Source organism: Flavobacterium cutihirudinis, from assembly GCF_003385895.1.
Lineage (GTDB): Bacteria > Bacteroidota > Bacteroidia > Flavobacteriales > Flavobacteriaceae > Flavobacterium > Flavobacterium cutihirudinis.
On record NZ_QRDQ01000011.1, the window covers coordinates 20,626 to 46,769 of the forward strand.

Here is a 26,144-nt window from a genome sequence, read left to right on the forward strand (position 1 = left end):
TCGGTGGGTTTTTTATTGCTCAGAAATCAAGTTTTAAAAGAATGTTTTTTTCTGAATTTAAAATGTATTTTTGTCCTGATTTTAAACATTTTTAAAATTATGAATGTAAAGCAATATCTCGATTCTACTTATCTAAAGACGGCTTCGCAAGCGGGAATTTCCGAAGCGGATAATCGTAATATTGTTATTGCAGCAATTGACGAAGCTATTGCAGAAGGTTTTAAGCTTGTTATGATTAGACCTGAATATGTTGCAATGGCTAAGGAGATGATTTTGCAGGCTCAGTCGCAACTGCTTGTTGGAACTGTGATCGATTTTCCGGAAGGGAAATCAGACTTGGAAGAGAAAATTAAAGAGGCCAACGAGGCAATAAAAAATGGGGCAGACGATCTGGATTTTGTTTGTAATTATAATGCTTTTAAAAATGGAGATCTCGCACTCTTAAAAAAAGAAATTTTAATTTGTACAGAAATAGGATTAGCGCATAATAAAACAGTAAAATGGATTATTGAAGTGGCTGCCTTGAGCGATAAAGAAATTATTCAGCTGTCGGCATTGATAAAAAATGTCGTTATATCAAATTTTAAAGAAGAGGATTATGCGAACGTTTTTGTAAAATCATCAACAGGTTTTTTTAAGACTGAAAATGATTTGCCAAATGGCGCCACAATTCCGTCAATAATTATAATGTTAGAAAATGCATCTCCTTTGCCTGTTAAGGCTGCGGGCGGAGTTCGTTCGTATGAGGATGCAATAGAAATGATTCGTTTAGGGGTGAAACGAATTGGAACTTCGGCTGCAAAAGCGATTGCAAATGGAGAAAATACCGCAAATCAATATTAAATGAAAAGCAGAACTTACGTAATAAATAAAAGGGTTTTATCTTTTGTTTTTATTTTAATCTCATTAACTGTCTTCGCGCAGGAAAACAATACATCTTCTGTTAAGTCTGGATTTACCAGCGAGAAATTTCCGGTTTTTCCAAATTGTGAAAACCTGGATGGTAAAAAATTAGAAAATTGTTTTTATAAAGAGGTTCAGGATTTTGTTTTTCAAAATTTTCAAATTCCTACAAACCAAACTAACTACAAAGGTCAGGTGAAAGTGCTTTTTGAAGTAGATGCTGAAGGTGTTTTCAAAGTGATATATGTAAATGCTGCAAACGATGAATTGTCTACTGAAGCAAAACGTGTTTTTGGTAAATTTCCTAAAATAGTTCCATCAACTTATAACGGTAAACCAACATATTCAAAATACACAATTTCTATTGATATTCCTTTAAAAAGTTCGGAGCAGCTTGCAGCAGAAGCTTTAGCGGCAGCTGAAATTTTGAAAGAAGTTGAAAAACCAATGACAGAACTGGATAGTATTGTTTATAAAAAATACCATAATCCTGAGTTCGAAAGTCATTTAAATATTCCTTTTTCACATAGTTATTACGCTCAGTTTGATGGCGCAATGAATCAGGTCGGAAGTAATAATCACACAGCTTCAAAACCTTTTACTTATGCTGAGGTTTCAAAATATTATAATCTAAAAGCGGTTAATGAATCGCTTCAGAAAAATGTTTCAACCTGGTTGGGTAGAAAGTTGTGGAATGAAAATTTGGTTCAAATACAAGGCGAAGATTATTGGCTTGCTTTAAATCCGATATTGGATTTGCAGCTAGGTAAAGCCTCAGATCTTGATGGAACTTATACTTTCGTGAATACGCGTGCTTTGAATTTTAGAGGTGGTTTAGGAAAACAAATTAATTTTACTACTACAGTTTTTGAAAGTCAGGGTAGATTTGCTGGTTATTATAATGATTTCGCCGAAACGTTGAAGCCTTCGGGAGGGAATCCGGCAATTATTCCTGGAATTGGAATTGCGAAAGGATTTAAATCAGATGCGTACGATTTTCCGATGGCAGAAGCAAACATAACTTTTACGCCAAGCAAATTTTTTGATTTTCAGTTGGGCTATGGAAGGAATTTTATAGGAGATGGATATCGTTCCTTACTTGAAAGTGATGGAGCCAGCCCATATCCTTATTTTAAAATCAATACGACTTTTTGGAAAATTAAATATACAAATACCTATATGTGGCTGAAAGATGTGCGTCCTGAAGTTACTGCAGAGCGTACATATGCGACAAAATTCATGGCTAATCATTATTTGAGTTGGAATGTTTCGAATAGATTAAATTTAGGTTTCTTTGAATCGGTTGTCTGGACAGACTCAAACAATAGAGGATTTGATGCGAATTTTGTGAACCCTATTATATTTTATCGTGCCGTAGAATTTGGATCTTCTTCAAAAAGTGGAAATGCTTTGCTCGGTTTTACAGGAAAATATAAATGGAATAATAGTGTGAATTTATACACTCAATTTTTAATTGATGAATTTTCAATTTCGGATGTACAAGCTGGAGAAAAAAGCTGGAAGAATAAATTTGGTTTTCAAATGGGAGCGAAATATTTCAATGCTTTTGATGTGAAAAACCTTTTGCTGCAATTAGAATACAATCAAGTTCGTCCATATGTTTATGCACATAGTGAGGTAATTACAAATTATGGACATAATAATCAGAGTGTAGGGCATCAATGGGGAGGAAATTTTAAAGAGATAATTTTAATTGCCCGTTATCATAAAGGCCGTCTTTTTGCAGATGCTAAACTGACAACAGGAACAAGAGGGCTTGATTTTAATACAACTGAAGATGGTTTTAATTATGGAGGTGATATATATAAGGATTATGACTTAAAACGTCCTTATGATAAAAATGTCAGGATTGGACAAGGAAATAAAACCAGTGTTTTTATAACAGATATTCAGGGGGGCTATTTGATCAATCCAATCACAAATTTGAAGTTGTTTGGAAGTTTTATTTACAGAAATTTCGACCCGAATCAAAATACCGAGGCTACTTTTAAGCAAAGTACTTCTTGGTTTTCGATTGGATTGCGTTCGGATATTTTTAATTGGTATTTCGATTACTAGGATTTTTAATAAGATTTTTCGAAATATTGTGTTAAAGATTTGCAAGTCCTTATTTTGTAAAGGTTTTATTGAAAAAAATCTATTTTTATAGTCCTAAATTCTACAATCTAATTTGTACATTTGCAGCACTCAAAAAAAATACACAAACAATAACGGTTTGAACGCTACAAAAAATACAATTTCACCCAAATCAATATTTCTCGATTTTAAAGAGATCACTAAGGCAGGTTTAGCAATTAGTGTGTTGTTTTCTTCAATTGCGGGTTACTTATTAGGTGTAAATGATGAACATCCTTTCAAATGGAGTGTTTTGTTGGTTTTGTCTATTGGAGGTTATTGCATGGTTGGGGCTTCAAATGCATTTAATCAGGTAATAGAAAAAGATATTGATTCTTTAATGGATCGAACTAAGAATCGCCCCGTTCCATCGGGACGTATGTCTCCAAAAACAGCTTTAATAGTTGCAAGTTTACTGACTATTCTGGGAATTAGTTTGCTTTATACAATTAATCCCAAGTCGGCAATGTTTGCTGCGATTTCAATTTTTTTATATACAAGTATTTATACACCACTTAAAACAGTAACTTCTTTATCTGTTTTTGTAGGTGCTTTTCCTGGTGCAATCCCATTTATGTTGGGTTGGGTTGCCGCTACGGGAGAGTTCGGTATAGAAGCAGGAACATTGTTTCTGATTCAGTTTTTCTGGCAATTTCCTCATTTCTGGGCAATCGGCTGGTTTTTGTATGAGGATTATGAAAAGGCTGGAATCTTTATGCTTCCAACAGGAAAAAAAGATAAAGGAACAGCTTTGCAGATTATTTTATATACGGTCTGGCTTATTGTTGCGTCATTATTGCCGGCTTTAGGATATACAGGCCAACTGTTTATCTCGCCTATTGCTGCCGTTTTGGTGTTTTTATTGGGACTGTGGATGTTGTTTTATGCGGTGAAACTGTATCAGCTTCGAACTGCTAAATCAGCTAGAACCTTAATGTTGGTAAGTGTTTCGTATATATCACTGCTGCAAATTGTATTTATAGTAGATAAATTTTTAAGATAGTTATGGAAATGACAATAACAAGTGATGAACAAGTAAGAAAATCAAAATCGGCTAAGTTGATTTTGTTATTCGCAATGGTGAGTATGACCATGATGTTTGCCGGATTAACAAGCGCGTTTGTAGTTAGTAAATCAAGAGCCGACTGGTTGAGTAATTTTCAAATACCAATTGCATTTTTTTACAGTACTGCAGTTATTATAGGATGCAGTGTTGCGTTTTATTTGGCAAAAAAAGCAATTGAAAAAGGAAATAGAAGCGCAACGACATCTTTTCTTTTGGTTACATTAGGGCTTGGAATCCTGTTTGTAATTTTGCAGTTTGTAGGTTTTGGTCAGATTATAGATAGCGGTTATTATATGACCGGACAAGGTAGTTCAATTACTACAACTTTTCTTTATGTAATCGCACTTATGCACTTATTGCACGTGGCTGGCGGGCTAATTTCACTTTTAATTGTAATTTATAATCATTTTAAACAAAAATACAATCCGACTCAAACTCTTGGTATAGAACTAGGTGCGATGTATTGGCACTTTTTGGATTTATTATGGGTATTATTATTTTTATTTTTATATTTCTTTAAATAAGAAAAAAACGTAAATTTGGGAACTTTTTAACGAATATCTTTTATGGGAGCGACAGTTACTACTGCAAACAACGACGAAAAAACTTGGGGAGGCGGCGATGATATCCAGCCATTAGGAGCAAGTTATGGTAAAATGATGATGTGGTTTTTTATCGTATCAGATGCCTTGACATTCTCTGGATTTCTAGGAGCCTATGGTTTTTCTAGATTTAAATTTATTGAAACATGGCCATTGGCTGACGAAGTGTTTACTCACTTCCCTTTTATGCATGGTGTTGCGGCTCCAATGTATTATGTAGCCTTAATGACTTTTATTTTGATTTTCTCATCTGTAACTATGGTTTTGGCTGTTGATGCGGGTCATCAATTAAAAAAGACTAAAGTTGCAATTTATATGTTTTTAACTATTATTGGAGGTTTGATTTTCGTTGGTTCTCAGGCTTGGGAATGGAAAAACTTCATTAAAGGAGAATATGGTGCAATTGAAACTAAAGGTGGAAGCTTATTGCAGTTTGTTGATAAAGATGGTAAAAGAGTTGCTCTTGCTGAGTTCGCTGTAAAGTTACCAGGACAAAGAGAAGCTTTAACAAGAAGCCATTCAACTTGGTTTATGCAGGATGCTGAAACGCAGCCAACATATACAGTTGCTGAAATTCAGGCAGGTTTTGAAGCTCGTCCGGATTTATTGATCAGAACGGAGCATCTTACTAAAGAAAAAAAGAAAACAATTTTGTCAAGAGAAGAGTCTGCGGCTCGTCTTGCTGATGCAAAATATGTAGTAGAAGGTGCAAACCTTATTAGAAACGAGTACGGTAACAAATTGTTTGCTGATTTCTTTTTCTTCATTACAGGATTCCACGGATTCCACGTATTTTCTGGAGTTATCATTAATATCATTATCTTCTTTAATGTATTATTAGGAACTTACGAAAAAAGAAGAAGCTACGAAATGGTAGAGAAAGTTGGTTTATACTGGCACTTTGTAGATTTAGTTTGGGTATTTGTATTTACAGTTTTCTACTTAGTTTAATTTTAGATTTTAATTATTATGTCACACGAGCACGTATCAAATACAAAAAGAATCTGGTTTGTTTTTGCATTATTGTCTGTAGTAACTACAGTAGAGGTTATTCTTGGTATCTACAAACCGGGAGTATTAGAATTTAATCATTTTGTAGGTTTGAACTTGTTGAACTGGATTTTCTATATCCTTACAATTTTCAAAGCTTATTATATAGTATGGGCATTCATGCACATGGAAGGTGAAAAAAGCAGTCTAAGATGGTCTGTTGTATCACCAGTTATTTTCCTGGTATTATATTTATTGTTCATCCTGTTAACAGAAGGACATTATATTTATGGGGTTTTTAAAGATTCTACTATTAAATGGAATTTTTAACATGATATTAATTCGAAAAGAAGCTCCGATTAACGGAGCTTTTTTTATTTTTGTACCTCAAAACTTCCGTTAATACAATGAAAAAAAATATAGTTCTTTTTGTGCTTTTTGTTTTGCCAATTGTTGCTTATTTATTTTTTGCTTCTGGTGTAAATAGTTTTACAAAACTTCCTACGATAACTCCTAAAATTGCTGACTTTGGCAATTGGAAATCTTTAGACGGTAAGAAAGTCTCTTTAGATAAGAAGATTACGGTTCTGGGTTTTTCTGGTTCTGATATTTTGGAACATAGAGGTAACTTTTTTAATTTAAATGAGAAAATTTACAAGCGCTACAACGGATTTGAAGATCTGCAGTTTGTGGTTGTTTGTCCTTTAGGAACTGAACCTGAAGCGCAGAAACTTGTTGACGCACTTAAGCCTTTTACAGATGTTGCGGGATGGAATTTTGTTTTTGCTTCACCAGATGAAATTCAGCAATTTTATAATCAACTTCATTTAAAAGGGAAATTGGATTCAAAACTTGGGACATCAAATGTTTATATTGTTGACAAAGAAAGAAATCTTAGAGGTAGAAAAGATAAAGAAGAGTATAAGGAAGGTTACGATACTTTTCATCCATCTGAATTAAGTAATGAAATGCTTGATGATTTTAAGATTATTTTGTACGAATACAGAGCTGCTTTGAAAAAGAATCATAATGCCACTAAACAACTTTAAAATTACTTATAATGTTCAAAAATAAATCTTACATCGGTATTTCGTTTATTGTTTTGATTTTCGGAATATATGCAGTGCCAAAAATTGTAAACAGAATAAAAAATGATGAAGTTGTAAAAGGAAATCGCTTAGACAATGTAGGTCTGAAATCTTCAAAAGATACGAAATTATTGACTATTGGCCCAGCTCCTAAATTTGAATTGACCAATCAGGATAATAAGAAAGTGTCAAATGAGAGCTATAAAGGAAAAGTTTATGTGTTAGAATTTTTCTTTACTACCTGTCCTTCAATTTGCCCAAAAATGAATTTGAGCATGTTGGAAATTGAGAAAACTTTTTTTGGAAATCCTAATTTCGGAATTGTTTCTATTACAATAGATCCTGCACACGATACTGCTCAGGTTTTAAAGGATCATGCGAAATTGTTAGGTGTAAAATCTTCAAACTGGAATTTCTTAACTGGGGACAAAGCAACTATTATGGATTTGTCTAACAAAGGCTTTAATCTGTATGCAGGTGAAAATGAAAAAGTGAGCGGTGGTTTTGAACATTCCGGGCTTTTTGCTTTAGTAGATAAAGATGGCAATATTCGTTGCAGAAAAGATGATTATGGAAATCCGATTCTTTACTATGATGGTTTGGATAAAAAAGGAGTTAGAGATATTCAGCAAGACATAAAAATATTATTAGAAGAATAAAAATGGAAGATAATTCTTTAGAAAAAAAATTCAGCAAATTTATTGTTGCTGTCTCAATTGTAATTCCGGTTGTAGTGGCGATTTTATTTGGCGTAAAGTTGAAAGATTTTGGTTTTAATGTTGAACCGCTTTCATTTTTACCTCCAATTTATGCGACAACTAATGGTGTTACAGCTATTGTTTTGGTTTGGGCTGTAATAGCTGTTAAAAACGGAAAGCTTAAATTACATGAACGTTTAATGACTTTTGCGATTGCGTTATCGGTTGCGTTTTTGGTTATGTACGTTGCGTATCATATGACTTCAGATTCGACTAAATTTGGCGGTGAAGGAATTATACGTTATGTGTATTTTTTTATTTTAGTAACTCATATTTTATTGTCTATTGCAATTATTCCTTTAGTGTTGATTACTTATGTAAGAGCACTTGCAAAAAGATTTGACAGACACAAAAAAATAGCTAAAATTACTTTTCCACTTTGGTTGTATGTTGCGGTTACGGGTGTTATAGTTTATTTAATGATTTCTCCTTACTATGTACACTAAAAATAAAATACTAAAATTTCAAAACCCAAATTCCAATTTTCAAAAACTGTTTTTTGGAATTTGTATTTTTCTGATTGGAGTTTCTTCAAATGCTCAATGTGCGATGTGTCGCGCAGCGCTTGCAGGTGATTCGAATGTAAAGAAAGCTGAAGCGGTAAATGATGGAATCGTTTATCTAATGGTAATTCCGTATTTGCTTGTCGCGATAATAGGTTATCTGATTTATAGGATGTACCGATCTAAAAAGAAAAATGCAGTATAAATTTATATTGCATTTTTTTTATTTTTTTATTTCAATCCATCAACAGAAACATTTACTGTTCCGTTTATTTTGATGAAAGCTATAATCGCCTGATTGGTCAGTTGAATTTTATCAAACTGAATATCTTCCATTTTTCCGTTTACAAATACACCTGGCATTGGGGAGTAGTTTTTTAGATAAGATGCCATATTCTTTTTGCCTTCTTCTAAATTGGGTTGAATAGAATAACGACAGCTTTCTTCCATTTTTCTTAGGATATAACCTTGTCCCAACCAACTTGCAGTTCGCATTACTTTACTTTTGGTGTCTAAAACATAATCAAGTTTGTCAAAGAAAATCTCTTTGGTTTGAGGATTGTATTGCGGAAATCCATTTAAGTATAATGTTCCGTTTATAGAGCCTAAAACATCAAGAGCGATTACCATTTTGCCGTCTTTATGCCAAATAGAGACATTTTTTACTGTTACTTTTTTACTTCCTGAGCCAAATTCCTGACCGGCAAAATTCTTAGTCATAATTTTTGAAGCATCAACATAACTTGAAATTGCGGCGATATTTGCTGAAATTTGATTCGGAATTTTTGTCACAGGTTTTAATGTGATTTTACTTGCATTAAATTTAGATTCCGGTTGTTTTCCGATAATGGTTTCCATATTGCACTTCATTCCCATATCAAGTAAAAAAGAATCGTTTTTTAATTTTGCATTGGTTGAATAAATTTCAACCGGAACTATTCTCAGCCAGCTTTCATAGGTATCACTCATCTGAAATGGTGTACAGATTTTTTCAAGTGCTGACATGACATTCGGCTTGAAATCCATTGACTTTTCAATTGCTTCGTCTATTTTCTTTTCAATTTTAGATTTGAAAATAGAAATTGCCGGATTAATTAAATAGGTAATAGGCATGTTTTTTCCGAATACGGTCATCGTTGGGCTTTCGCTCCAATCCAATGATTTGAATTCTGTTTTGGTACTCAATTTCCAGTTTGTTAAAGCAATGTCGCTGGATAATGTGATAATTCCGTTAAGGTTGAATTCACGAACGTCGTACAGTTCGATGCCCAGTTTCTTGGTCCCGATGCGATATTTAATAGCAGCTTTTAAAGGTAAAATTGTTTTTATCTTTTTATCCGGATTTGATGGATCATTCTGGATTTTTATAGGAGCTTGTTTCCAGATTTTTATTTCGATATCATCATCTTCAATAGTATTGTCTTCGTAGATCAATCCATTTAAGATTGTATTGGTTTGATTTTCAATATCGTTTAACTTTACCGTAATGGGCAAATTTATAAAAGATGGATTTGCATCATACATCAATGGACTTGCGTCGTCCGGTTCAGGTTTTAAAGTTTCCAGTTTTTGAGATGTAGAACAGCTGACAAGTACTGTAAACATTGAAAGTAAAGAGAGCGTAGAAAAAAATTTCATTAGCAATGATTTTTTTAGATATTGCAAAATTAAAAAAACAATTAAATTATCTTAAAAAAGTGTAACAATTGATACTATTAACCGTCTTATTTAGATATTAGAACGAAATTATTAACGTTTTGTTATCATAATTTACTTATAAAAAGAAGTATTATTGTTTAAAAATTTAACATTACCATGATTGAAATCAAAGATTTGCATAAATCCTATAAAATGGGAAGTTCAGAATTGCATGTGTTAAAAGGTATTAATTTTAACATTGAAGAAGGAGAATTGGTGGCTATTATGGGATCTTCAGGATCTGGTAAATCTACGCTGCTTAATATCCTTGGAATTTTGGACGAGGCTGATTCTGGTAGTTATACATTAGATAAAACACCAATTAAAAAACTTAATGAAACTCTTGCTTCAAAATACAGAAATAAGTTTTTAGGTTTTGTTTTTCAATCATTTAATTTAATTAACTATAAAAGTGCGCTTGATAATGTCGCGATGCCGCTTTATTATCAAGGTATAAAAAGAAAAGAGCGCTACGAAATTGCAATGAAATATTTGGAAAAAGTTGGATTGGGGTCACACTCACATCATTTACCAAATGAACTTTCCGGAGGTCAAAAACAACGTGTTGCAATCGCGAGAGCATTAGCTTCAAATCCAAAAGTTTTGTTGGCCGATGAGCCAACAGGTGCATTGGATACCAAAACTTCATATGAAGTAATGGAACTTATTCAAGGTATTAACGATGAAGGAAAAACCATTTTGATCGTTACGCATGAACCTGATATTGCCGCAATGTGCAAAAGAAATGTTGTCCTGAAAGATGGATTAATTATCGATGATAAAAAGGTAGAACAAGTTAGAGCTTCATCTTATGTTTAATATTGAGCGTTGGCAGGAAATATTTGAGGCCATCTCCAAAAACCGTTTGCGAACATTCCTAACAGGAATTTCGGTAGCATCAGGGATTTTTATTCTGGTGATTTTACTCGGTGCTGGAAAAGGACTTCAAAATGGTATCGAAAAGCAATTCGAGCGTGATGCAGCCGGAATTATTGAGGTATGGACCGGTACAACCACAAAGGAATATAAAGGATTGAACCCAGGAAGACAGGTTCAGTTTCGAAATAGTGACTATAATCAATCTGTTCAAAAATTTGAAGATAAATTAGAATTAAGAGCTTCAACACAGAATTATTGGGGAGCACAATTTGTCTATGGTAAAGAAAATGGGAATTACCAATACAGAGGTGTTAATCCTGATTATGGTGGAATTGAAAATCTGGTAATCGTTCAGGGCCGATATGTTAATAGCAAAGATTTAGAGAATAATGAAAAAGTTGCTGTTATTGGTATGAAGATTAAAACGGATTTGTTTAAAGATCAGGATGCTCTTGGAAAAGAAATACAAATCAATAATATCAATTTTAAAGTAGTTGGTATTTTTACAGATCCGGGAGGGGAAAGAGAAGAGGCAAGAGCCTATTTGCCTTTGACTACGGTGCAAAGAGCTTTTGGAGCCGGGGATAAAATCAGTAACATGTTTTTTACACTGAAAAAGACAAATGATTATGATGAAGCCTTGGCGCAGTCTGAAAAATTTACTCAGGATTTAAAGAATTTACTGAAAAGTAAAAATATGGTTGCTCCTGAAGATGACAGCGGAATTGGAGCTTATAACTCGGTTAAAGATGCTAAACAGTTTTATGATCTGAATTTATATATAAGACTGTTCTTCTGGTGGGTTGGTATTTGTACGATTATTGCCGGAGTCGTTGGAGTTAGTAATATCATGCTAATTATAGTTAAAGAACGAACAAAAGAAATTGGGATTCGAAAAGCATTGGGAGCATCGCCTTTTTCGATTATTACAATGATTCTCCATGAGTCTATTTTTATTACAACTATTGCTGGTTTTGTTGGGTTGTTGGCAAGTCTTTTATTATTAGAGTTTGTTGGTCCGCTGGTTCAGAGCGAGTATTTTAGAAATCCCGAAGTAGATTTTTCGGTAGCATTAACAACACTTGTTTTACTTGTGTTTGCCGGAGCAATGGCAGGATTTTTTCCAGCTTACAGAGCGGCCAAAATTAAACCTATTGTAGCACTTAGAGACGAATAATTATGTTTAAGAAAGATAATTGGGAAGAAATTTTACAAGCCTTAACGGCAAATCCTTTTAGGACTATTCTGACCGCTTTTGGTGTTTTCTGGGGAATATTTATCCTGGTGATTTTGCTTGCAGCAGGAAACGGACTTGAAAACGGTATTAAAAAAGGATTTGACGGAATTGCTACCAATACGATGTTTATGTGGAGTCAGACAACATCGAAAGCCTATAAAGGATTGCCAAAAACGCGCCGCTATGATTTCAGAAATAGTGATGTTGCTGCTTTAAAGGCTGCTTTGCCTGATTTATTATATGTTTCACCAAGAAATCAGCTCGGAGATTTCAATGGTACAAACAATGTTGTCAGAGGAACAAAAACTTCAGCTTTTACCATTTATGGAGATTATCCGGAGTTGATTAAACAACAACCTATGGACATCATTAAAGGGCGTTTTGTTAACCAACAGGATATTACAGAAAAAAGAAAAGTTTGTGTAATTGGTAAAGGTGTTATCAGCGAACTTTACGGAAAAGAGGAAGAAGCTGTAGGAACTTATATTAAAATAAATAGCATAAACTTTATGGTTGTTGGGGTTTATAAATCAAAACAACAAGGAGGAAATGCAGAGCAGGAGCAAAAGAATATCTTTATTCCGTTTACGACTTTTCAGCAAGCATTCAATTATGGAGATAAAGTTGGCTGGATGGCACTTACCGCAAAGGATGAAACATCAATAACCGATTTAAAACCAAAAATTCTGGAAATAATCAAAGCTTTGCATTCGATAAATCCAACAGATGATAGAGCGGTAGGTAATTTTGATTTGTATGAACAATTCAATAAAGTTCAAAGTTTGTTTAATATCTTGAAAATCATCGCTTATTTTGTAGGGACGTTGGTTTTGATTTCGGGGGTAATCGGGATTTCAAATATTATGCTTATTGTAGTTAAAGAACGTACAAAAGAAATCGGAATTCGCAGAGCATTAGGTGCTACACCAAGTGCAATACGAGGCCAAATTTTATCTGAATCCATATTTTTAACAATCATTTCGGGAATGTTAGGAATTGCAGTTGCTACGGGTATCATCGCCATTTTGAATATGGCATTAGATTCGATGCCGCCGGACAGCAATACAATGTTTGCAAATCCAAGCGTCGATTTAGGAGTTGTATTTGTGGCTTTATTAATATTAGTAGGATCTGGTTTGCTTGCAGGGTTCATACCGGCACAGACCGCAATAAATGTAAAGCCTGTTGATGCTTTGCGAACAGAATAAATTATCAATCAAAAAATATAATCGTATTAAACCAAAAACAAAATGAAAAAAGGAGTAACCGTAACCATTTTAATCTTTATTGCTATAGTTTTCTTTGGAGCACTTTACTATTTGTATGCTAAGAATCAAGAGTCGCCGATTGTTTTTCAAACCGAGAAAGCTGAGATTAAAACGATCGTAAAAAACACTATTGCAACGGGTAATATTCAGCCTGATGAAGAGGTACTAATCAAACCGAACATCTCAGGAATTATCGAAGAAGTATATATCAAAGCCGGCGAGAAAATTAAAGCGGGAGATATGATCGCTAAAATTAGAGTTGTTGCCAACGTTTCTAATGTTAGTAGTACTCAAAATCAGGTTCAAACAGCAAAAATTGCTTTAGATAACCAAGAGAAAATTTATCAGAGACAAAAAACATTATTTGATAAAGATGTAATTTCTGCAAATGATTTTGATGCTGCCCAAGTAGCTTACAAACAGGCAAAACAGAATTATTTGGCAGCCAAACAAAGTTTGGATATTGTAAAAACAGGAACAACTACTTCACTAGGGAATTATGCAAATACTTTAATACGTTCTACGGTAAACGGAATGGTGTTGGCAGTGCCTGTGAAAGTTGGTAATCAGGTTATTGAAAGTAATAATTTTAACGAAGGAACTACTATTGCCAGCGTTGCAGATGTTGGAAGAATGATTTTTATTGGAAAAATTGATGAATCTGAAGTAGGTAAAATCAAGGAAAAAATGCCTATTGAGATTACTGTTGGAGCAATAGAAAATAAAAAATTTGATGCTTCATTAACAGATATTGCACCAAAAGGAGTTACAGAAAATGGTGCAATTCAGTTTGAGATAAAAGCTTCTTTGGAAAACAGAGACGCAACTTTTATTAGAGCGGGCTTAAGTGCAAATGCCTCAATTATTTTGGAGAAAGCCGATAAAGTTTTGGCTATTAAGGAATCGTTGGTTCAATTTGACAAAAAAACTCAAAAACCATATGTTGAAGTAGAAACTTCTCCTCAAAAATTTCAAAGAAGAGATCTTGTGTTAGGAGTTAGTGACGGAATCTATGTTCAGGTTAAAAGCGGTATCAAAGATTCAGATAAAATTAAAATCTGGAATCAAGGTTTGATAAACGAAGGAGACAAGGAAAAAAAATAATTTGATTATTTAAAGGAGTTTTTGGGTTTTTAAAAATGTTAAATTTGCACAGTCTTTTTCTGTGCCTTCATTCAAAATATATGAAAATAAATAAATATAATAGTCTTGTTTTTGCCATGCTTTTTGGATTTGCATTATCTGGGCAGGCGCAGACAAAACAATGGACATTAGAAGAATGTGTGAGATATGCACTTGATCATAATATTACCATAAAACTATCAGAGTTAGACGTAAATAATGCTGAGATTGATAAAAAAGGAGCATTAGGTAATTTTCTTCCTTCAGTAAATGGAAATGCTTCACATTCCTGGAATATTGGTTTGAACCAGGATGTTACAACGGGTATTTTGCGTAACTCAACTACACAATATTCATCAGTTGGTATAGGTGCGGGAGTTGATATTTATAAAGGTCTTCAAAATCAAAATGCGTATAGAAAAGCAAAGCTGTCTATCATTGCATCTGAATACCAATTGTTGAAAATGCAGGAAGATATCTCATTGAATGTTGCGAATGCTTTTCTTCAGATTTTGGGTTACAAAGAAGATTTGAAAGTAAAAATAGAACAATTGGCTATTGACGAAAAACGTTTAAAACGTTCTGAAGAAATGGTTAATGCTGGTACAATTCCGCGTGGCGATTTATTCGATTTAAAAGCTACTATTGCTACGGATAAGCAAAATATTACGGTTTCAGAGAATAATTTACTGATCTCTAAATTGAGTTTAGCTCAACTTTTACAATTAAAAGAATTTGCCGATTTTGATGTAATTGATGACACAAATGCAAAAGATGAGAACAATATCATGGCTCAAAGTCCAATTGATATTTACAATAAGGCAAAAGAAACGAGAACTGAATTGAAATTGGCACAAGCCAATCTTGAAATTGCAGAAAAAAATGTTGCTATTGCCAAAGGAGCCTATCAGCCAACTTTGAGTGCATTCTATAATTTTAATACAAGAGCAAGTTATTCAGATGTTATTACAGGTTCAACTCCAAATACTGCAAATCCAACATCTCAGATTGGTTTTGTAGAAGGAACGAATCAGGCAGTATTAACTAATAATTTTGTTCCTGTTTTAGGAGGTGCACCGCCAATTTTGGATCAGTTTAATGATAATAAAGGGCAATCTTTTGGGTTACAATTAAACGTTCCGATTTTTAACGGGTTCTCAGCAAGAAATAATGTAGAGCGTAATAAAGTAAGTTTAGAAAAATCTAAAATAGATTTAGAACAAAAAAGTTTAGATTTGCAACGTAACGTTTATACAGCTTTTACAAATGCGAAAGGTGCACTAAATACATTCGAATCTGCAACAGTAACTTTAGAAGCAAGACAGCAGGCTTACAATTATGCAAAAGAAAAGTATGATGTTGGCTTAATGAATTCTTTCGATTTTTCGCAGGCACAAACATTATTGACGAATGCACAAACTGAAGTTATTAGAACAAAATATGATTATATATTCAAAATAAAAATACTTGAATTCTATTTCGGAATTCCAATTGTTCCAATTCCTGCAAAATAATTTACTATGTCAAAAAAAACAATTTATTTCTTAGTTGGTGGTGCAATTATAATTATTGCCGCTTTAATAGGTTTGTCGAAATCAGGAGTTATAGGAAATAAAGATGAAGGAAAAGAAGTAGAGATTTCAAAAGTTACTGCTTCAACTATTGTCGAAACCGTTTCGGCAACTGGAAAAATTCAGCCTGAAATTGAAGTTAAAATTGCTTCAATGGTTTCCGGTGAAATTATTGCATTAAATGTAAAAGAAGGTCAGGTGGTTAAAAAAGGTGATTTATTAGTGAAAATAAATCCGGATTTATATACCTCAGGTTTAGAGCGTTCTGTGGCAAATTTAGCAGGAACTAAAGCGGGTCTGACACAATCTGATGCAAGTTTTAAGGAAGCAAAAGCTAATTACGATCGTAATAAAACATTGTATGACAAAGGTGTAATCTCAAAATCAGATTGGGACAAAGCTGTTTCTAGTTATGAAGTGGCCAAAGCGACAAAACAAAGTTCATATTATAATGTTCAAAGTGCGACAGCTTCAGTTACCGAAGCTAGAGATAACTTAGGGCGAACTACTATTTATTCTCCTGCAGACGGTACAATTTCTGTATTAAATGTGGAGTTGGGAGAACGTGTTTTAGGAACGCAGCAAATGGCAGGGACAGAACTTTTGAGAGTTGCCAACCTTAACAATATGGAAGTTGAAGTTGATGTTAATGAAAATGATATTGTAAAAATTAAAATTGGCGACGAAGCAAATGTTGAAGTTGATGCCTATCTCAAAAAGAAATTCAGAGGCGTTGTAACCAGTATTTCAAATTCTGCAAGTACAACATTAACCTCGGATCAGGTTACGAATTTTAAAGTAAAAGTTCGAATTCTGAAAGATTCTTATAAAGAGTTGTTGGAGGGAAAACCGGCGGCATATTCGCCTTTCAGACCCGGAATGACAGCAACGGTTGATATTATCACAACAACCAAAACAAATGTATTGGGAGTGCCAATTAGTTCTGTTGTTGTAAAATCTGACACTACAGCCGTAAAAGAGTTTAAAGTTGATGATCCTAACGAAGATAAAAAAGCAGCCCCGAAAAGTGATAAAAAATTCGAATGTGTTTTTGTGAAAGTTGGCGATAAAGCCAAAATTAGAATCATTAAAACCGGAATTCAGGATGATACTAATATTGAGGTAATGTCTGGTTTGAAAGCAGGCGATGTAGTAATTACTGGACCTTATACAACGGTTTCAAAAGAATTAAATTCGGGTGATAAAGTGAAGCTTAAAAAAGCAGAAGCGCCTAAAAAATAAATATTAATAATATTAAAATTAAATACCTTGTCTTTTATTCTCAATATCGAAACAGCGACGAAAAATTGTTCAGTATCAATAGCAAAAAATGGAGAAACTATTTTATGCAAAGAAATTGCTGAAGAAGGATATTCGCATGCTGAAAAACTTCATGTTTTTATAGAAGAAGCAATTGCAGAATCCGGTGTTTCTGTTCAGGATTTAGATGCAATAGCAGTAAGTCAGGGACCAGGTTCTTATACAGGCTTGAGAATTGGAGTTTCTGCAGCTAAAGGCTTATGTTTTGCATTAAATATTCCTTTGATCGCAGTTGATACGTTAAAAACTTTAGCATCACAGGCAAAGGTTTCTGATGGAAAAATTATCCCGATGCTTGATGCAAGAAGAATGGAAGTGTATAGCGAAATTTTTAATGCTGATTTAGAAGTTGAAAGAGCTATTCAGGCAGAAATTATTACTGAAGATTCTTTTAAAGATTTTAGCGAAAAACTTTATTTTGTTGGCGATTGTGCCGAAAAGTGCAAGCCGGTTTTAACAAAGTCAAATTTTGTGTTTTTAGAAGAAATAAAATATCCATCGGCAAAAGATATGAGTAAAATCAGTTATGATAAGTATCAAAAAAGCGACACCGTAGATGTCGCTTATTTTGAACCTTATTATTTGAAAGATTTTATGATGACCTTGCCATCAAAAAAATAAAATCATCTTATTTTTGAAGTGTAAACGGCTGAACAGAAATTCCTGCTTCGTCTAATGCTGTTTTGCAGTTCTCTAAAGTTTCAGAAAAAACGGCTCCGTAATTCGCGTTTTTTGCCCACGGACGCACTGCAAAATCTACAGAACTTGCTGATAAATTCTTTACAAAAACCTCAGGTGCAGGATTTTTAAGCACTTTTGGGTTTTTATTTAAAACATCCAAAAGTACGTCTTTCGCTTTTTTGATGTCAGAATCATAAGAGACCGAAAAGGTTAAATCTGCTCTTCTTTCTCCCTGCATTGAATAATTAATAATTGTTCCGTTTGACAAAGCACCATTTGGAACAAAAACGGTCTGATTATTTCCGGTAAGCATTTTGGTAACAAAAATCTGAATTTCTAAAACAGTAGCAATAACACCTTGTGCTTCAATAGTATCTCCAACTTTAAATGGTTTGAAAACAATAATCAGCATTCCGCCTGCAAAATTCGATAGCGAACCTTGTAATGACAAACCAATTGCAAGTCCCATCGCTCCTAAAATCGTGACAAATGAGGTAGTCGGAATTCCGAGGTTTGAAATAAAGGTTACAAACAATAAAATTCGGAGCGCCCATAATAAAATATCGGCAAGAAATTTAGTCAGTGTTGGATCTAAATTTCGTTTTACCATTATTCTTCTGATTGATCTGTTTATTAATCTGATGGCATATAAACCAACAAATAAAACAAGAAATGCTGAGATTAATTTTGGAGAATAACCAATTAATATATCAATGAATTTAGTTGCATAAGTGCTTAACTGTTCTGGGCTCATATTTGTGTTTTAAGGATAAAAAAACCTTCTCTGATGAGAAGGTGAATAACTTTTGCAAATATAAAAATATTTACTTTTATAAGAAAAGAATGTCGTTTATTCCTTGTGTGCTACATCATCAGCTGCTTCAATAGCTGGTTCACTCTCATCAACAACAGTTTCAGTTACAATTTTTTTGGTATCATCAACAGTATTAGAAGTTTTTTCTTTTATAGTTTCGATAACATCACTTATTGCGTCAGAAGCTTTTTCGGCATATTCGCTTACAACTTCCTGAGCCTGATGCGCATATTCAGTTGCAGTTTCAATTATTGGTTCTGAAGCAACTTTTGCTTTAGCGATGGTCTCTTCTGCAAAAGTTTCTGCCTGCTCAATATAAGGAGCTGCTGCTTCTTTAGCTTGTTCAAAAGTGGTTTCGGCATTGTTTGCCAATTCAGTTACCGATTCTTTGGTTGAACCGAATAGATTTTTAAAAAAAGATGATAATCCCATAGTTTTATTTTGATTGGTTTAGCTTACAATATTAAACTATTTTAGATAATTACAATGTTTTTTAAGGAATAATTTACTGAAAATAAGCGCGATAGATATTGTATAAAAAAAAGTCCGCAATTTGCGGACTTTTTTTTGATTGTATATTTTAATATTAAGCATTCAAAGCTTCAACCGTAATTGCTTCATCATTCAGCATACTTTTAAGCATGTTTTCGATACCGCTTTTTAAAGTAAAAGTCGATGACGGACAACCGCTGCAAGCACCTTGTAAAATTACTTTTACTGTTTTGTTGTCTTCATTATAAGAATCAAAAGCAATATTTCCACCATCGGCAGCAACTGCAGGTTTTACATATTCTTCCAGGATATTGATGATTTGCTGAGAAGTAACATCTAGTTTATCAAATGCCTCATCTTTGGCAACATCGTTTTTAGCTTTTGTTTCAATTAAACTTTCGTCTAAAACAGTTCCTCCGTTTTCGATAAATTGTTTAATGAAAGTTCTTAATTCAAGAGTGATTTCGTCCCAGTTATTGATTTCATATTTTGTTACCGAAATATAATTTTCATCAATAAAAATTTCTTTCACGTAAGGGAATTTAAATAATTCCTGAGCAAGTGGAGAAGATGCAGTCTGGTCTATGTTTTTGTATTCTACAGCATTTCGGGTCAACATTCTGCTAACTACAAATTTTAAAGCTGAAGGATTTGGCGTTGTTTCTCCGTAAACCGTAATTGGTTGTTTTTTAGGCTGGTTTTCATCAATTTTAATGATAACTCCGCCTTTGTCAACAAAAGCAGCAATTTGCTCGGAAACCGCATCTTTTACATCGTGCCAGTCAACAATGCTGTATCTTTCGATTGCAATAAAATTTCCGGAAATATAAACCGTTTTTACAAATGGAAGGTAAAACAATTGTTGTGCTAAAGGTGAAGATTGTGCCTCATCAATATTTTTAAATTCAAAGTTTTGATTCTGTGTAATAAAATCTTCGAATTCAAATTTTAATATAGTGGGATTTTGCGTTTCTCTTATAGTGATTTTTGTCATGGTATGTAATTTTTTGCAAATTTACTAAAGTTATTTTCTACTAATACCTATATTTGATTTTTTAATAAAATAATTAAGACTCTTTTCAAATAAATCGTACGAAATTAGAAGAGTCAAAAATATATTTAAACAATTTTGTTTATATGGGATTTAGAATCAGGATTTTAATTGTTTTTTGTTTAGCGTCAATTTACACTTATTCACAGGAAGGAATTCCTGTTTATTCTGATTATTTGTCAGATAATTATTATTTGATTCATCCTTCTATGGCTGGTGCGGCAAATTGTGCAAAAATTAGGCTGACTGCCAGAAAGCAATGGTTCGGACAGGAAGATGCGCCTTCACTTCAGACACTTAGTTTCAATGGAAGAGTGGGAGAGCGTTCTGGTGCCGGAATTATATTATTTAATGATAAAAATGGTTATCATTCGCAAAAAGGATTAAAGCTTACTTATGCACATCATATTATGTTTTCAAGAGATGAAATTGATTTGAATCAGCTTTCATTTGGTATTAGCGGAGGCGTAATTCAGAATCAGTTGGACGAGACAAAATTTGGTCCGACCAATAATGACCCTTTAATTTTTGGAGGAGTTCAAAATGACACTTATTTCAATCTTGATGTTGGTGCTTCTTATAATTATCTGGACTTCTATGCGCACGCTACAGTTCAGGGATTAATTGAAACAAGAAGAGATTTATATTCCGATTATGAAAGTGATAATCTGAGAAAATTTTTACTGAGTGCTGGTTATGTTTTTGGAAAAAGAGAAAGTTTCACCTGGGAACCTTCTATTTTGTTTCAGATTTTTGATCAGACTAAAGAAAAATCAATCGATTTGAATATGAAAGGCTACAAAAACATGGACTTTGGAAGTTTGTGGGCAGCACTTTCTTATAGAAGAAGTTTTGATGGAGCACAATACATTACGTCAAGCGGAGTTCAATCTCAAAAATTGCAATACTTTACTCCGATTGTTGGAATAAACTTTAATAATTTCATGTTTGCTTATACTTACACTCAAGTAACTGGAGATGTGAAATTTGATACAGGTGGTTATCATCAAATTACTTTGGGAGTTAACCTATTTTGTAAAAAGGAGCGTTACGATTGTAATTGTCCTGCTATTAATTAAAATGATATGTTGATTAAATCTGTAAACGGAAAATCTCCTTCGATCCCAGAGGATTGTTATGTTGCTGAAAACGCCACAATTGTGGGTGATGTTTCTTTTGGAGAATTGTGCAGCGTTTGGTTTAATGCTGTAATTCGCGGTGATGTACATTTTATTAAAATTGGAAATAAAGTGAATATTCAGGATGGAGCTATTATTCATTGCACCTACCAAAAACATCCAACAATTATTGGAAATAATGTTTCAATTGGCCACAATGCAATTGTGCACGGCTGTACGGTTCATGATAATGTTTTAATAGGAATGGGTGCAATCGTTATGGATAACTGCGTAATAGAAAGCAATTCAATTATTGCTGCAGGAGCAGTTATAACACAAAATACGGTAGTTGAATCTGGAAGTATTTATGCGGGCGTACCAGCAAAAAAAGTGAAAGATATTGATCAATCAGACTTTGCGGGAGAAATAGAACGTATTTCAAACAATTATGTAATGTATTCTGGCTGGTTTAAAGAATAGTTTTAATAAATTTCAAATAAAAAATTCCAAATTCCAATGATGTAGATTCAATTGGAATTTGGAATTTTTTATTTGGAATTTTAATTTATAGGTTGATCTTTTCAAAAAATGCTGCCTTGTAGCTTTCGCTAATTGGAATTCGTTTATCGCTAATTAAAACCTTATTTTTTTGTATCGATTTTACGTGTTTAATATTGATAATGTAAGATCTGTGAATTCTCGAAAACCCTTTGCTTGAAAGTAAATTTTCTAATTTAATCAGGCTAATTAATGTCAATGTAAATTTATTATCGGTCGTATAAATTTTGACATAATCTTTAAGGCCTTCAATGAATAGAATATCAGAAAAATTCATTTTTATGTTTTCATATTCAGCTCTCACAAACATAAAATCTTGTTCTATTTCTGGAGCCGTCGTGTTTTCAGAAACAGACTGAATTGCTGTTGCCGGATTTAAAACCTGTTGCGCTCTTACAACCGATTTTAAAAAACGATGGAACGGAATAGGTTTGACCAAATAATCTACCGCGCCAAGATTAAAACCTTCAACTGCATAATCAGAATATGCTGTTGTAAAAATAACCAAAGGCTTTTTTTCGATAGTATTTAAGAAATCAATTCCCGAGAAATGCGGCATTTGAATGTCCAAAAAAATTAAATCAACATTGTTTTGATTGATAAACGAAACAGCATCGATGGCATTATTGAACGTATTGATTAATTCAAGCGAATCTACTTTTTTTACAAAATCTTCTAATAATTCGACCGCTAAAGGCTCATCGTCTATAATGACACATTTCATCTGTTGTGAATTAGATATTTAAAATTTGTTTGGTGCTCAAAAGTAGTTTGAAATCAATCAATTAAGTTCTAAAGTTTTCATAAAATAAGCTTTTATTTTATAATTATCTCTTAACGTTTTATCAAAACTAAATCAATTTACGGCGGTTTGAATCTGATCTAAACTCAAGTTTAAATGAACTCGGTAATATTTACTATCCTGAGTAATAGTTAGCCGATGTGCATTTGGATAAAGCAAATCAAGTCGGTTTTGAATGTTTACCAAACCGATTCCCGAGTTTTCTGGATCTTTCACGTAATTTTCGATCGTGTTCTCAATCCAGAAATCGAGACTGTTTTCAAGAATGAAAATTTTGATTTTTACATGCGCTGCGCCTTTATAATCAGTGCCATATTTAAACGCATTTTCGACAAAAGAAATCAAAAGTAAAGGTTCTATAAACTTGTTTTTAGTATCGCCGTGAACATTGATAACAATGTCTTCGATATTGTTTAATCGAAGTTTTTGAAGTTCAATGTAATTCTGGATATAATTGATTTCTTTTTCTAAAGCCACCGTTTTGTTATCTGTCTCATACAGCATGTACCGCATAAGTTCAGATAAGGTTACGATGGCATCAGGGACCAAATCAGATTTCTTGTGTGCCAGTGAATAAATACTGTTTAAGGAATTGAATAAAAAATGCGGATTTGTTTGTTTACGCAAATAAATCAATTCAGTATTTGTTCTATGAGTTTCGGCAATTAGTTTGTTTTGTTGGTTGTTATAAAACTCAGACAATGTTCTAATAATTGCACTAATTGTAATAATTAAAATGTAAAAAAATGACGGAGCAATTTTAAAAAAAAGTGGCTGACGAATTTCTCTCCTAAAATGAGGCAACTGTCCGTTGAACTTCGGATAATGCGGAAATTTGTTTAAAGGAGGCATGTTTTCGGGTCTTAAATGTCTGAATTCAGGAATAAAATAATGAAGCCTGATAATCATAAAAAGAGCAATAAGTGTGAAAACGAAAATAAAGTAAAGCCAGTATTTTTTTTCTAAAAGTAAAGCAGGAACCAAATAAAAATAGTTCAGATAAAACAAAACAATTCCGGTTATCCATTGCGCATAAAAATCATCGTTTATTCTGAAAGGGCTTTCGTAAAATTGAATCAGGGAAGTTAATATGAAGAAAATCCATATAATGCCATGAAATAAAATCTTATTTGAACTTGTATTTTTAATGGTATCGAGCTTCATTTAGAATTTTATTTTTAATAAAATTAAATCATTTTTTGTTACCGTGGGCGAAGAATGTTCGTTAAGCTTCTGAATAACGAGATTACCAACTTTTAATGCATCTTCTTTACTTTCAAAGCTTTTGTTGTCTGTGATAACAGGTATTACAGACTGTTTTATTAAAATTTTGTCTTTGTATGCAATCGTATAACCCCAACCGGATGTAGTACGGAAAGAGTCCATTTGCAAAGTTTCTTTTTTTGTGCATCCAATAAATAGAGAAACAAGTACAAAAAACAATAAATTCTTCTGGATTTTACTCCAGAAGAATTTGCTATTATTAATTATCATCATCACTTTGTTCATCTAATGGTTTGAATTCCCAGGCATCATCAAAGTAACTTGAACCTATACGTCCTAACATATAAAAACCACGATTATTAATTGAAAAACCTACAGCATCAGTTCTTGTTGCGCCTTCCATTGCTGTTCTTTCTGTCCAAAGATCAGTAGAAGGATTATATTCCCAAACGGTTTTTGTGCTTTCTCCTCCAACAACATAACCCAATCCGTTCATGCTGAAACTTGATGCATTTGCACGAACAATTGCATAATCGTCGTTGTATGAGTAGTCATCGTCTGTGTCTTTGTCAATATCACGTTTTCTAGTCCAGACATCAGTTGCAGGATCAAATTCCCAGAAGTCTTCCTGATAAACGGCATTGTTTATTCCGGTTCCAAAATAGGCTTTGTCACCAATTACAAAAACAGTCGCATTACGTCTTTTATTTCCGCTGAAGCCGTTTACTTGCGTCCAGGTATTGGTCTGGTCGTTGTATTGATAAAAATCTTTTAGATAATTTCCATCATAACCAGTTCCAAAATAAGCCTTTCCACCAACCTGAAATCCTACAGCGGCATAACGCGCTGTTCCTGCAAAATCTGTTTTTTGGGTCCAGCTGTTGGCAACAGGATCGTATTGATAAAAATCTTTTAATCGATTCGTTCCGTCATAACCAAGACCAACGTAACCTTTATCATTAAGTGTAAAGCTCGAAGCAGAACTTCTTCCAACTCCGGTAAAATCTGCTTTTTGTTCCCAGTAATCACCTGTAGAATTATAGGCCCATAAATCTTTTAAATATTCGTCACCGGTATAACCCGCTACGACATAAGCATTATCACCAATTACAAAACTAGTTGCGCTGGATCTTGCAGGTCCGTCAAAAGCCGATTTTTTAACCCAGTTTCCAATTAAATCATCATCGTCATCATCGTTACTGCAGCTTACAAAAAAGAGTGCCGAAAATAGTGTTGCGAATAATATTCCCTTTTTTAAATTATTCATAGTGTATTAAATTTATTTATTGTTTGTATTTGATGCCTACTCCAAGAATGTATCCGTTGCTTATATTGAAATCATGTATTTTATGATTTTCAGAATCTAGTAATTCGTATTTTTTATAAAAGTCATAACCCCCCTTAAAATTGATGAACCAGTTTGTGTCTATATTTCTTTCATATTCTAAAGTTGAAGTCATCTGAGATAAACTTGCCTTAGCTGAATTATCTAAATTGTTTTTTTGATCCAGATTGTAAAAATTACCATTGAAATTATTATTGATGCTGAATTTGTTACGAATATTATTTGAGTAGGAAAGCTTAGAGTCAGGGAAACCTAACAAGAGGTCGCTTTCAGTACTGATTTTATAGTTTAGGGCAAAAACGGGCATAAATTTAGGAGAACCAAAAACAGTTGTTCTTGCAGCTCCAATCGTGATATTTGTCTTGGAGTTTATTTGTTGAATGAGTTCAAGACTTCCTAAAATTGTAAAATCGGAGAAATCCAGATTTTGCTGATAATTTACTGTCGGTGTTACAGTATAATTCAGTTTTGTTGTGCTTGAAATCTGTTGCAGAAATTCCATCTTGTTTTTAAATTGATTAAAGCTTTCCAGATTATCATAAGCTAAAAAACGGCCTACTTCATAATTTACTTTCAGGTTAGAATACTCAAATGTGTTTTTAAACTGATTTTTTGTGTTTAAACTTTTGCTGTACGATACGACGGCCGAAGTTTTATTAAAATCAATTTGATCTGTTGGTTCTGCTTTTGCATTTATTTCGGCTGAAATTGTTTCCTGAGCTTTCACATTAAAAAAAGAAACAGTAAAAACAGAACATATTATAATCTTTATTTTCATTACATATTTATAGGCTCAAAAGTAGGTTTACGACGTTTTAAAAAAAAAGAATATATATGTATGCGCCTTTTTGATAGACTAAATCGTCTTTTTATCGGCTGAATTAGAGATTTGTTTCAATTGATCTGTTATAGATGTTT

The 26,144-nt window shown here is 33.2% G+C and carries 28 protein-coding genes; 19 read left to right on the forward strand and 9 right to left on the reverse strand.

All coding sequences use genetic code 11. The annotated features are described in order from the left end of the window. Positions 1-99: 99 nt before the first annotated feature. The 10 genes from deoC to BD847_RS16610 all read left to right on the forward strand — a co-directional run bounded on the left by deoC (position 100) and on the right by BD847_RS16610 (position 8,251). Entirely contained in the window at positions 100-843 is a 744-nt protein-coding gene (deoC, locus tag BD847_RS16565) for a deoxyribose-phosphate aldolase (RefSeq protein ID WP_115889399.1), read from the forward strand. After that, a complete protein-coding gene (locus tag BD847_RS16570) occupies positions 844-2,982 on the forward strand; it encodes a gliding motility protein RemB (protein ID WP_244201628.1) in 2,139 nt (712 codons plus the stop codon). It begins immediately after the preceding gene. Between the two features lie 157 nt (positions 2,983-3,139). Next, positions 3,140-4,042, forward strand: coding sequence for a heme o synthase (gene cyoE / locus BD847_RS16575; protein ID WP_115889659.1), 903 nt, complete (start codon positions 3,140-3,142; stop codon positions 4,040-4,042). 2 nt (positions 4,043-4,044) lie between these two features. Then, positions 4,045-4,629: a cytochrome c oxidase subunit 3 gene (locus BD847_RS16580; RefSeq protein ID WP_115889400.1), complete on the forward strand. Its 585-nt coding sequence runs from the start codon at positions 4,045-4,047 to the stop codon at positions 4,627-4,629. A gap of 42 nt (positions 4,630-4,671) precedes the next feature. Next, positions 4,672-5,658 (forward strand): cytochrome c oxidase subunit 3, encoded by a 987-nt coding sequence (locus BD847_RS16585; RefSeq protein ID WP_115889401.1) that lies wholly within the window; start codon positions 4,672-4,674, stop codon positions 5,656-5,658. 18 nt (positions 5,659-5,676) lie between these two features. After that, positions 5,677-6,027 (forward strand): cytochrome C oxidase subunit IV family protein, encoded by a 351-nt coding sequence (locus BD847_RS16590; RefSeq protein WP_053471657.1) that lies wholly within the window; start codon positions 5,677-5,679, stop codon positions 6,025-6,027. A 77-nt stretch (positions 6,028-6,104) separates the two neighbouring features. Then, positions 6,105-6,746, forward strand: a complete 642-nt coding sequence (locus BD847_RS16595; RefSeq protein WP_115889402.1) for a hypothetical protein — start codon at positions 6,105-6,107, stop codon at positions 6,744-6,746. Positions 6,747-6,757: 11 nt separating this feature from the next. Further along, complete coding sequence (locus tag BD847_RS16600) at positions 6,758-7,444, forward strand: SCO family protein (RefSeq protein ID WP_115889403.1); 687 nt, start codon at positions 6,758-6,760, stop codon at positions 7,442-7,444. A gap of 2 nt (positions 7,445-7,446) precedes the next feature. Continuing rightward, complete coding sequence (locus BD847_RS16605) at positions 7,447-7,989, forward strand: DUF420 domain-containing protein (protein ID WP_115889404.1); 543 nt, start codon at positions 7,447-7,449, stop codon at positions 7,987-7,989. Next, positions 7,979-8,251 (forward strand): hypothetical protein, encoded by a 273-nt coding sequence (locus BD847_RS16610; RefSeq protein ID WP_115889405.1) that lies wholly within the window; start codon positions 7,979-7,981, stop codon positions 8,249-8,251. The genes BD847_RS16605 and BD847_RS16610 overlap by 11 nt, the downstream gene beginning before the upstream one ends. A gap of 26 nt (positions 8,252-8,277) precedes the next feature. Here BD847_RS16610 and BD847_RS16615 read toward each other — a convergent pair whose 3' ends face one another. Further along, positions 8,278-9,684 (reverse strand): DUF4403 family protein, encoded by a 1,407-nt coding sequence (locus tag BD847_RS16615; protein WP_115889406.1) that lies wholly within the window; start codon positions 9,682-9,684, stop codon positions 8,278-8,280. A gap of 177 nt (positions 9,685-9,861) precedes the next feature. Here BD847_RS16615 and BD847_RS16620 point away from each other — a divergent pair, with 177 nt between their 5' ends. From BD847_RS16620 to tsaB, 7 genes are all read left to right on the forward strand, one after another. After that, entirely contained in the window at positions 9,862-10,563 is a 702-nt protein-coding gene (locus BD847_RS16620) for an ABC transporter ATP-binding protein (protein ID WP_115889407.1), read from the forward strand. Further along, on the forward strand, positions 10,556-11,800 hold the full coding sequence (locus tag BD847_RS16625; protein ID WP_115889408.1) for an ABC transporter permease: 1,245 nt from the start codon (positions 10,556-10,558) through the stop codon (positions 11,798-11,800). The genes BD847_RS16620 and BD847_RS16625 overlap by 8 nt, the downstream gene beginning before the upstream one ends. 2 nt (positions 11,801-11,802) lie before the next feature. After that, positions 11,803-13,068: an ABC transporter permease gene (locus BD847_RS16630; RefSeq protein ID WP_115889409.1), complete on the forward strand. Its 1,266-nt coding sequence runs from the start codon at positions 11,803-11,805 to the stop codon at positions 13,066-13,068. Between the two features lie 42 nt (positions 13,069-13,110). Then, the gene (locus tag BD847_RS16635) at positions 13,111-14,232 is read left to right on the forward strand and encodes an efflux RND transporter periplasmic adaptor subunit (protein ID WP_115889410.1); all 1,122 of its coding nucleotides are present in this window, start codon (positions 13,111-13,113) and stop codon (positions 14,230-14,232) included. An 80-nt stretch (positions 14,233-14,312) separates the two neighbouring features. Next, complete coding sequence (locus tag BD847_RS16640) at positions 14,313-15,764, forward strand: TolC family protein (RefSeq protein ID WP_115889411.1); 1,452 nt, start codon at positions 14,313-14,315, stop codon at positions 15,762-15,764. 6 nt (positions 15,765-15,770) lie between these two features. Next, the gene (locus BD847_RS16645; RefSeq protein ID WP_115889412.1) at positions 15,771-17,063 is read left to right on the forward strand and encodes an efflux RND transporter periplasmic adaptor subunit; all 1,293 of its coding nucleotides are present in this window, start codon (positions 15,771-15,773) and stop codon (positions 17,061-17,063) included. A gap of 27 nt (positions 17,064-17,090) precedes the next feature. Continuing rightward, positions 17,091-17,762 carry a tRNA (adenosine(37)-N6)-threonylcarbamoyltransferase complex dimerization subunit type 1 TsaB gene (gene tsaB / locus BD847_RS16650; RefSeq protein ID WP_115889413.1) on the forward strand — a complete coding sequence of 224 codons (672 nt, stop codon included), beginning with the start codon at positions 17,091-17,093 and terminating at the stop codon, positions 17,760-17,762. Positions 17,763-17,769: 7 nt separating this feature from the next. On the opposite strand, the gene BD847_RS16655 is transcribed toward tsaB, so the two are convergent. The 3 genes from BD847_RS16655 to BD847_RS16665 form a co-directional block, all read right to left on the reverse strand. Next, complete coding sequence (locus BD847_RS16655; protein ID WP_115889414.1) at positions 17,770-18,576, reverse strand: mechanosensitive ion channel family protein; 807 nt, start codon at positions 18,574-18,576, stop codon at positions 17,770-17,772. 96 nt (positions 18,577-18,672) lie between these two features. Beyond that, positions 18,673-19,068: a YtxH domain-containing protein gene (locus BD847_RS16660; RefSeq protein WP_115889415.1), complete on the reverse strand. Its 396-nt coding sequence runs from the start codon at positions 19,066-19,068 to the stop codon at positions 18,673-18,675. A 154-nt stretch (positions 19,069-19,222) separates the two neighbouring features. Then, positions 19,223-20,122: a NifU family protein gene (locus tag BD847_RS16665; RefSeq protein ID WP_115889416.1), complete on the reverse strand. Its 900-nt coding sequence runs from the start codon at positions 20,120-20,122 to the stop codon at positions 19,223-19,225. 143 nt (positions 20,123-20,265) lie between these two features. On the opposite strand from BD847_RS16665, the gene BD847_RS16670 reads away from it, so the two are divergent. After that, positions 20,266-21,258 carry a PorP/SprF family type IX secretion system membrane protein gene (locus tag BD847_RS16670; protein ID WP_115889417.1) on the forward strand — a complete coding sequence of 331 codons (993 nt, stop codon included), beginning with the start codon at positions 20,266-20,268 and terminating at the stop codon, positions 21,256-21,258. 6 nt (positions 21,259-21,264) lie between these two features. After that, positions 21,265-21,777, forward strand: a complete 513-nt coding sequence (locus BD847_RS16675; protein WP_115889418.1) for a gamma carbonic anhydrase family protein — start codon at positions 21,265-21,267, stop codon at positions 21,775-21,777. Between the two features lie 85 nt (positions 21,778-21,862). Here the strand turns inward: BD847_RS16675 and BD847_RS16680 are convergent, their stop codons facing one another. The 5 genes from BD847_RS16680 to BD847_RS16700 form a co-directional block, all read right to left on the reverse strand. After that, complete coding sequence (locus BD847_RS16680; protein WP_115889419.1) at positions 21,863-22,579, reverse strand: LytR/AlgR family response regulator transcription factor; 717 nt, start codon at positions 22,577-22,579, stop codon at positions 21,863-21,865. 132 nt (positions 22,580-22,711) lie between these two features. Continuing rightward, complete coding sequence (locus tag BD847_RS16685; protein ID WP_115889420.1) at positions 22,712-23,821, reverse strand: sensor histidine kinase; 1,110 nt, start codon at positions 23,819-23,821, stop codon at positions 22,712-22,714. Then, positions 23,822-24,154 carry a DUF4907 domain-containing protein gene (locus tag BD847_RS16690; protein WP_115889660.1) on the reverse strand — a complete coding sequence of 111 codons (333 nt, stop codon included), beginning with the start codon at positions 24,152-24,154 and terminating at the stop codon, positions 23,822-23,824. Continuing rightward, positions 24,141-25,148, reverse strand: a complete 1,008-nt coding sequence (locus tag BD847_RS16695; RefSeq protein ID WP_115889421.1) for a Kelch repeat-containing protein — start codon at positions 25,146-25,148, stop codon at positions 24,141-24,143. The genes BD847_RS16690 and BD847_RS16695 overlap by 14 nt, the downstream gene beginning before the upstream one ends. Before the next feature lie 16 nt (positions 25,149-25,164). Further along, positions 25,165-26,004: a DUF6268 family outer membrane beta-barrel protein gene (locus BD847_RS16700; protein ID WP_115889422.1), complete on the reverse strand. Its 840-nt coding sequence runs from the start codon at positions 26,002-26,004 to the stop codon at positions 25,165-25,167. Positions 26,005-26,144 lie beyond the last annotated feature (140 nt).